Origin of the sequence: Brevibacterium sp., from assembly GCF_022712115.1 — a bacterium.
GTDB lineage: Bacteria > Actinomycetota > Actinomycetes > Actinomycetales > Brevibacteriaceae > Brevibacterium > Brevibacterium salitolerans.
This window is the reverse complement of record NZ_JALAHB010000075.1, coordinates 1-7920: the sequence shown is the minus strand read 5'-3', so window position 1 is coordinate 7920 and position 7920 is coordinate 1. Positions and strand designations below refer to the sequence as shown.

Sequence of the window (7920 nt, the reverse complement as noted above, 5' to 3'; positions counted from 1 at the left end):
GCACCTCCGCCCCCGCACCGGCGCGAACGGCCACGGTGCGAACTCCGGCTATCAGTTCCGGTTCCCCACAGAATGGCCGCGCAGTGCCGCCGCGCTCAGGCCTCGGTTCGAACGCGGCTTCGCCAGCGTCTTCTCAACCGCACACATGCCCACCGAGGCGAGGATCGGCTACTGGATCTGGCTGGTGCTCGGCTGCCTCACGATCGTGAGCATGATCGGCACCTATCTCTTCGTCTTCATCAGCGCACTCACCAATCCCGTGGTGCTGTGGGGCACCGGAATGGTGAGCCTCTTCGGCACGGTGCGCTGGGGACTGATCATCGCCTTCCTCGCCGCCGGTGTCATCGGCCTCATCATGCAGATCGTCCAGCTCTACCTCACGCTGCGCCTGCGCGAGGCCTCGGAATGGGCGCGAATGGCACTGACGCTCCTCACTCTCGCCGCCGTCGTCTACCAGATCCTCACCGCCGTCGTGATCCCCGGACCGGGCACGGGCGGCACCGTCGCCGCTGCGGTGCTCTCGGTCGTCCTCCTCGTCCCCTTCTGGCTCCCCCGGGCCAACGCCTGGTTCCTTGCGCAGCCGGATCGGGGGTCTCGGAGCAGGCACTGAGAGCCGGCGCTGCGCGTCCGCGGGCCTGCGTTCGCACAGAATCCCCGTCGCACATGTGACCGTCCGCGCTCACACGCATGAGGGGCGGAGCGCCCCATCCCGGCGCTCCGCCCCTCACACGCATCGTTCAGCCATTCACATGCGGAGTTCCACCCACGGCCGTCCTCACCGCAGCTCGTGCTCGCGGTCCGCACCGCCGGGCTTGTTGGACGTGGCCAGGCCGGCCGCCTTGAGATCCTTGCGGAGCTCGCTGGGCAGCGAGAACATGAGGTCCTCCTCGGCCGTGCGCACCTCCTCGACCTCGTGATACCCGTAGTCCGCCAGCAGACGCAGCAGATCCTGGACGAGAGTGTCCGGCACGCTGGCCCCGCTCGTCACCCCCACGGTCGCCACGTCGTGGAACCATTCCTCATCGACCTCACGGGCGAAGTCGACGCGATGCGCCGCCTTGGCCCCGTGCTCCAGGGCGACCTCCACGAGCCTCACCGAGTTGGAGGAGTTCGCGGATCCCACCACCAGCACCAGGTCGGCGGCAGGCGCCACCTTCTTCACGGCCACCTGACGGTTCTGCGTGGCGTAGCAGATGTCGTCGCTGGGCGGATCCGTCAGCGCAGGGAACCGCTCGCGCAGGATTCCCACCGTCTCCATCGTCTCATCGACGCTGAGGGTGGTCTGCGAGATCCACACCAGCTTGTCCGTCTCCGGCAGCTCGACGGTGCGCGCCTCCTCCGGATTCTGCACGAGCGTGATCGCCTCCGGAGCCTCGCCCATGGTGCCCTCGACCTCCTCGTGGCCCGCATGGCCCACGAGGAGGATGGAGTATCCCTGCTTCGCGAAGCGCACGGCTTCGCGGTGCACCTTCGTCACGAGGGGGCACGTGGCGTCGATGGTGCGCAGCTCCAGGTCCGCCGCCTCCTGGTGCACCTGCGGCGAGACTCCGTGCGCGGAGAACACCACGCGTGCCCCCTGCGGCACCTGGGCCGTCTCCTCCACGAAGATCGCCCCGCGCTCGGAGAGCGTCTCCACGACATGGCGGTTGTGGACGATCTCCTTGCGCACGTAGACGGGAGCGCCGTAGTGCTCCAGCGCCCGCTCCACGGCGATCACCGCACGGTCCACCCCTGCGCAGTAGCCTCGCGGGGCGGCGAGGAGCACCTTCTTCTCCGCACCTTCCGGATCGCGGATCTCGGTGGGGTCCTTGCGGCGGCGCGGCATGGTCGGCACAGGCACGGTCACGGCAGTCATACGGCAAATTCTACGGATCCAGGCTCCGGAAGCGCTGGACACCGCGCGGAGCCCGGCGGACACGCCCCGGAACCCTGCGTCCGTGCCCTCGTCTAGGATCGTCCACGAGTTGGGCCGACGTCAGCGAACCCGCGAGGAGGACGAGATGGCGGAGCGCATCACTGGCACGCCCGGCACCCTGGGCGAATCGCCGCAGCAGGCACCGCTGGCGCCCACAGCGGCGGAGACCAGTGCGGAGAATCCCTGGCCGGTCAGTCTGCTGGCGCACAAGATGAAGGCCTACATCGACCGCATGTCCACCGTGTGGGTCGAGGGCCAGGTGATCGAGCTCAACAACCGGGCCAAGGCCAGCTACCTCACCCTCCACGACACGACGGAGGACATCTCCCTCCCCGTGCAGATCTGGGGCAACGTCCGCGACCGGCTGTCGTCTCCGCTCACGGAGGGCTCCCGCGTGGTGGTCCAGGCCAAGGCCAACTACTGGCTGGCCAAGGGCCGCCTGACGATGCAGGCCTACGACATCCGCGCCGTCGGCCTCGGCGAACTGCTCGCGCGGCTGGAACAGCTCAAGCAGATGCTCGCAGCGGAAGGACTCTTCGACCCCGCGCACAAGCAGCGCCTGCCGTTCCTGCCCCAGCGGATCGGCCTCATCACGGGCCATGACTCGGACGCGCAGAAGGATGTCATGAGGAACGCCGGCCTGCGCTGGCCGGCCGTGGAGTTCGAGGTCCGCAACGCCGCCACCCAGGGCACACAGGCGGTCCCCCAGGTGCTCGAGGCGCTGCGCGCCCTCGACGAGGATCCGGCCGTCGACGTCATCGTCGTCGCCCGCGGCGGCGGCAGCATGGAGGACCTCCTCCCCTTCTCCAACGAGGCGCTCGTGCGGGCCGTGTACGCCGCACGCACCCCCGTCGTCTCCGCGATCGGCCACGAGGCGGACCGGCCCCTCCTCGACGAGGTCGCGGACCTGCGCGCCTCCACCCCCACGGACGCCGCCAAGCGGATCGTGCCGGACGTGGCGGAGGAGCAGATGGGGATCCTGCAGGCGCGCGCCTCCCTGGACGGCGTCCTCGACCGCATGCTCACGGCGGAGCTCAGAGCACTCGCGGACGTGCGCAACAGACCCGTGCTCGCGCAGCCGGAGTCCATGCTCACCGCACGCAGGCAGGACGTCGCCGCCCTCCGGGGGCGGGCATGGCAGGCACAGGCGGGGCTTGTCTCACGGGCCGGAGCCGAGGTGGAGCACCTCCGGGCGCAGGTGCGCAGCCTCTCGCCGCTCAACACTCTGGCACGCGGCTACGCGGTGGTGCAGGCACCGGACGGCAGCGCGGTGCGCAGCCACGAACAGGTCTCTCCCGGGGACCAGGTGTCCATCCGCGTGGCCTCCGGCCGGATCACCGCCACAGTGGACGAGACCGCGCCCGCGCCGCACGGCACCCAGGAGACGTCCGGCGCCCAGGAGACACACGGCGCAGAGCACACGCACCCCACAGACGACCACAACTGAACGCAGGAGTGAGAACCATGTCGGAAGCAGCGGCAACCACACAGCAGGACGTCGGCCAGCTCAGCTACGAGCAGGCGCGTGAAGAGCTCGTCACCACCGTCCGCACGCTGGAAGCGGGCAACCTCAGCCTCGAGGACTCTCTGCAGCTCTGGGAGCGCGGCGAAGCGCTCGCTGACAGGTGCCAGGCATGGCTGGAAGGCGCCAAGGACCGCCTCGAAAAGGCCCGGGCCGCAAGGGAGGAGAACGCGGAGGCCTGAGCGGGAGGCCCCGAGGCGCTGGAGAGCTCAGCCGGCCTCGGGCTCGCCTGCGGGTGCAGGCTCCCCCGCGTCACCCAGCGAAGCGAGCGCGTCCTCGACAGTCGTCTCGACCTGTTCCCAGGAGGTCGAGCCCGTCACCAGCAGCTGTGTGCCCTCGGCCTCGCCGAGCAGGGCATGCCCGGGGCCGTCGACGGCCTCGTAGCGGGCGAACTGCACGCCGGCCAGAGCGGACTCTCCTGTGTGGGCATAGCCTTCCAGGGCCCCGTCGCTCCACGTCTCCGGCGCTTCCGCTCCCACCTGCCGGAGTGAGAGCCACAGGTCCTCCTCCTCGTTCACCCAGGAGATGTACCAGGTGGGCACCGCCGCAGAGCCGTCCTCGCCGAACGTCGCGGTGTTGGAGTGCCAGCCCTCCGGCACCGCGGGCGCGGCGAGCGGGAAATCTGCGGTCGGCTGTGCGGTGGCCGCGACCTCCATGTAGTCCACCTCGCGGGTGGGGTCGCCCTGGGGCTGGGGTGCGAACATGAGCGCAACGGCCACCACCGCTGCACAGGCCAGCAGTGCGATGACCATGTTCACCCAGTTGTAGTGCCGCCGGATGGTCCGCATCTCCTCGCGCGAGCCGGCCTTGGTCCGAGCGATCGCACGCTCGCCGGGGAACAGCTCCGGCCCCTCCTGCGGGACGGAGGGGCCGTCGAGGGTTCCGTACCGTGCCGTCGAGGTGGGCAGCGGTGTGCGCGCGTCATCATGCTGGTCAGTCACAGGAGCATTCTCCCCGCTCCTGTGTGCGGCGGCCAAGTCCGCAGGTGGTCTCCCGTCCGTGAGGCGCATCCGCCAGGTGCATCCGCATGCCGGAGCACGCGATCGTGGTGGCACAATGAGAGCCATGCCTGAGAACTCCGCGTCCGCTGAGGCGCCAGAAGCCAAGCAGCACCACAACGGCGGCCGTCCGGACCCGGACGCTCCCCCCGTCGCCGTCACCGATTCCTGGTCCCAGCGGCTGCGCACAGCGGAGGGCGAACCGGACCGCAATCTCGCCCTCGAACTCGTACGTGTGACCGAGGCCGCGGCGATCGCCGCCGCCCCGTGGGTGGGCCGCGGCGACAAGCTGGCAGCGGACGGTGCCGCCGTCGCCGCCATGCGCAACGTCCTCTCCAGCGTGAGCATGGAGGGCACCGTGGTGATCGGCGAGGGCGAGAAGGACGAAGCCCCGATGCTGTTCAACGGCGAGCGCGTGGGCGACGGCACCGGCGCACAGGTGGACGTGGCGGTCGACCCGATCGACGGGACCACCCTCACCGCTCGCGGCATGCCCAACGCCATCTCGGTGATGGCCGTGGCCGAGGCCGGGAGCATGCTCGACCCCTCCGCGGTGTTCTACATGGACAAGCTCGCGGTGGGTCCCGAGGCCGCGGACTCCGTGGACCTCCGCCTCCCGGTCGCGGAGAACATCCGCCGGGTCGCGAAGGCCAAGGGCACCGACACCTCCAGCGTGACCGTCGTCATCCTCGACCGCCCGCGCCACGAGCGGATCATCTCCGAGGTCCGTGAGGCCGGTGCCCGCATCCGCCTCATCACGGACGGCGATGTGGCCGGTGCGATCGCAGCGGCCCGCCCCGGCACCGGCATCGACATGCTGCTGGGGATCGGCGGCACCCCCGAGGGCATCATCACCGCCTGTGCCATCAAGGCGCTGGGCGGCATGGTGCAGGGCAGACTGCATCCCCAGGACGAGGCCGAACGCCAGGCCGCGGCGGCGCAGGGCCTGGACGTCGACGCGGTCCTCACCACCGATGACCTGGTGAGCGGCGACAACGCCTACTTCGTCGCCACCGGCATCAGCCACGGCGATCTGCTCGACGGCGTCCGCTACGAGGGCGACCGCGTCCTCACCCATTCGCTGGTCATGCGCTCCAAGTCCGGGACCGTCCGCAACGTCTACGCGGAGCACAGGCTCGACAAGACCCACTCCTACGAGGAGGCCGCGCGCGAGGCCTCCAGGAAGGGACTGATCTGATGCCGAACAGCGCAGCGGACGCCGTATCACCGGCGCGGCGCTTCACCACACCCGGCGAGGCCTACGCAGCCCTGATGGAGGGCAATGCGAGGTACGTGGACGGCAACCCCGCCCACCCCAATCAGGACGTCTCGCGCCGCTCCGCGCTCGCCAACGTCCAGGAGCCCTTCGTCACCCTGTTCGGGTGCTCGGACTCCCGGGTCGCGGCGGAGATGATCTTCGATGTGGGCCTCGGCGACATGTTCGTGGTCCGCACCGCCGGCCAGGTGAGCGACTCCGCCTCGATCGGCACCCTCGAATACGGGGTCGAGGTGCTCGGCACCCCGCTCCTCGTCGTGCTCGGCCACGACTCGTGCGGTGCCGTCACCGCCGCCGTCGAGTCGTACACGACCGGGGAGACCCCCGGCGGCTTCATCGAGGATCTGGTCACGCGCATCCTGCCCTCCGTCGTCCATGCCCGCAGCGAGGGCTTCTCGGATCTGCAGGGCGCGGTCGTCCAGAACACCATCGACACCGTCATGCGTCTGCCCCGCAGGTCCACCCTCATCCGCCGGGCGCTGCGGCGTGGGTCCCTCGAGATCGTCGGCCTCACCTACCACCTCGCGGACGGCCGCGTGAACCTCGTCTCCCGCCTGGGGGCCGCGGTCAACGACAACGGCAATCCGGTGGACCTCGTCCGCGACCGCTGACCGGACTGATCCGCTGCCGTCTGCTCCGGTGCCCGCCGGTGCGGACGACGGCCGCGATGTCCAACGGCTTTCACCACTGAACCCAGAACCGACCAGGAGCGAAGAAGAGATATGACGCAGGAATACCGCATCGAGCACGACACCATGGGCGAGGTCAAGGTCCCCGTCGACGCCCTCTACCGTGCGCAGACCCAGCGCGCCGTGGAGAACTTCCCCATCTCCGGCAAGACGCTGGAGCGTGAGCACATCGCCGCGCTCGGCCAGGTGAAGAAGGCCGCCGCCCGCGCCAATGCCGAGCTGGGCGTCCTCGACTCACAGCGGGCCGAGGCCATCGCCTCCGCCGCGGACACCGTCATCTCCGGCGAGGTCGACGCGCACTTCCCCATCGATGTCTTCCAGACCGGCTCCGGCACCTCCTCGAACATGAACACCAACGAGGTGCTCGCAGAGCTGGCCAACCGCGCGCTCGAGGGCTCCGACGTCGAGGTCCACCCGAACGACCACGTGAACGCCTCGCAGTCGTCCAACGACGTCTTCCCCACCTCGGTCCACGTCGCCGTGACGAACGCGCTCGTCAATGACCTCAAGCCGGCGCTCGACGTCCTCGCGTCCTCGCTGGAGAAGAAGGCCGAGGAGTTCTCCGGCATCGTGAAGTCCGGTCGCACGCACCTCATGGATGCGACGCCCGTGACGCTCGGCCAGGAGTTCGGCGGGTATGCGGCACAGGTCCGCTACGGCATCGAGCGCATCGACGCCGCGCTCCCCCGCGTCGCCGAGGTCCCCCTGGGCGGCACCGCCGTGGGCACCGGCATCAACACGCCTGCCGGGTTCGCCGCACGGGTCATCGAGCTGCTCTCGGAGCAGACCGGCCTGCCCATCACGGAGGCGCGCAACCACTTCGAGGCACAGGCCAACCGCGACGGTCTGGTCGAGGTCTCCGGTCAGCTGCGCGGCATCGCCTACAGCTTCATGAAGATCAACAACGATCTCCGCTGGATGGGATCGGGCCCCAACACCGGCCTGGGCGAGCTGCACATCCCGGACCTGCAGCCCGGCTCCTCGATCATGCCCGGTAAGGTCAACCCGGTGATCTGCGAGGCTGCGATCCAGGTGGCCGCGCAGGTGATCGGCAACGACACGACGGTGTCGCTGTCGTCCACCAACGGAGCGTTCGAGCTCAACGTGGGCATCCCGGTCATGGCCGCGAACCTGCTCGAGTCGATCCGCCTGCTGGCCAACACCTCGCGGGTGATGGCGGAGAAGATGATCGACGGCCTCACCGCCAACGAGGAGCGCGCCCGCTTCCTCGCCGAGGCCTCCCCCTCGATCGTCACCCCGCTCAACAAGGTGATCGGCTACGAGTCCGCCGCGAAGATCGCCAAGCACGCCGTGGCGAACAAGCAGACCGTCAAGGAGGCCACGATCGCCCTGGGCTTCGTGGAGGACGGCTCCATCACCGAGGCCGCCCTCGACAAGGCGCTCGACGTCCCCACGATGGTCGGCGACTACCGCTGATCTGAGCTTCTCGCAGAACCCCGCGGCGGCGAAGGACAGACCTGAACACGCCCCGCGGCCGGAACCGGAGGAGACGCGGGCAG

At 69.6% G+C, this 7920-nt stretch carries 8 protein-coding genes; 6 read left to right on the top strand and 2 right to left on the bottom strand.

All coding sequences use genetic code 11. From position 1 onward, the window contains the following. Window positions 1–610: hypothetical protein (locus Q0A33_RS04485; RefSeq protein ID WP_291793734.1), on the top strand; the 610-nt coding region annotated here is incomplete at its 5' end. Window positions 611–775: 165 nt separating this feature from the next. On the opposite strand, the gene Q0A33_RS04480 is transcribed toward Q0A33_RS04485, so the two are convergent. Beyond that, window positions 776–1855 carry a 4-hydroxy-3-methylbut-2-enyl diphosphate reductase gene (locus Q0A33_RS04480; protein ID WP_291793732.1) on the bottom strand — a complete coding sequence of 360 codons (1080 nt, stop codon included), beginning with the start codon at window positions 1853–1855 and terminating at the stop codon, window positions 776–778. Window positions 1856–2000: 145 nt separating this feature from the next. On the opposite strand from Q0A33_RS04480, the gene xseA reads away from it, so the two are divergent. Both xseA and Q0A33_RS04470 read left to right on the top strand, forming a co-directional pair. Next, window positions 2001–3362: an exodeoxyribonuclease VII large subunit gene (xseA, locus tag Q0A33_RS04475; RefSeq protein WP_291793729.1), complete on the top strand. Its 1362-nt coding sequence runs from the start codon at window positions 2001–2003 to the stop codon at window positions 3360–3362. 17 nt (window positions 3363–3379) lie between these two features. Beyond that, entirely contained in the window at window positions 3380–3619 is a 240-nt protein-coding gene (locus Q0A33_RS04470) for an exodeoxyribonuclease VII small subunit (protein ID WP_291793726.1), read from the top strand. Window positions 3620–3646: 27 nt separating this feature from the next. On the opposite strand, the gene Q0A33_RS04465 is transcribed toward Q0A33_RS04470, so the two are convergent. Further along, entirely contained in the window at window positions 3647–4378 is a 732-nt protein-coding gene (locus Q0A33_RS04465; RefSeq protein WP_291793724.1) for a DUF4245 family protein, read from the bottom strand. Window positions 4379–4502: 124 nt separating this feature from the next. On the opposite strand from Q0A33_RS04465, the gene glpX reads away from it, so the two are divergent. From glpX to Q0A33_RS04450, 3 genes are all read left to right on the top strand, one after another. Continuing rightward, window positions 4503–5633, top strand: coding sequence for a class II fructose-bisphosphatase (glpX, locus tag Q0A33_RS04460; protein WP_291793721.1), 1131 nt, complete (start codon window positions 4503–4505; stop codon window positions 5631–5633). Continuing rightward, window positions 5633–6322, top strand: coding sequence for a carbonic anhydrase (locus Q0A33_RS04455; protein ID WP_291793719.1), 690 nt, complete (start codon window positions 5633–5635; stop codon window positions 6320–6322). The genes glpX and Q0A33_RS04455 overlap by 1 nt, the downstream gene beginning before the upstream one ends. Before the next feature lie 111 nt (window positions 6323–6433). Beyond that, complete coding sequence (locus tag Q0A33_RS04450; RefSeq protein ID WP_291793717.1) at window positions 6434–7837, top strand: class II fumarate hydratase; 1404 nt, start codon at window positions 6434–6436, stop codon at window positions 7835–7837. The last annotated feature ends 83 nt before the right edge of the window (window positions 7838–7920 follow it).

Coding starts and splice junctions, on each gene's coding strand:
- Q0A33_RS04480 (WP_291793732.1), bottom strand. CDS start 1,855: ATGACTGCCGTGACCGTGCCTGTGCCGACCATGCCGCGCCGCCGCAAG.
- xseA (WP_291793729.1), top strand. CDS start 2,001: ATGGCGGAGCGCATCACTGGCACGCCCGGCACCCTGGGCGAATCGCCG.
- glpX (WP_291793721.1), top strand. CDS start 4,503: ATGCCTGAGAACTCCGCGTCCGCTGAGGCGCCAGAAGCCAAGCAGCAC.
- Q0A33_RS04470 (WP_291793726.1), top strand. CDS start 3,380: ATGTCGGAAGCAGCGGCAACCACACAGCAGGACGTCGGCCAGCTCAGC.
- Q0A33_RS04455 (WP_291793719.1), top strand. CDS start 5,633: ATGCCGAACAGCGCAGCGGACGCCGTATCACCGGCGCGGCGCTTCACC.
- Q0A33_RS04450 (WP_291793717.1), top strand. CDS start 6,434: ATGACGCAGGAATACCGCATCGAGCACGACACCATGGGCGAGGTCAAG.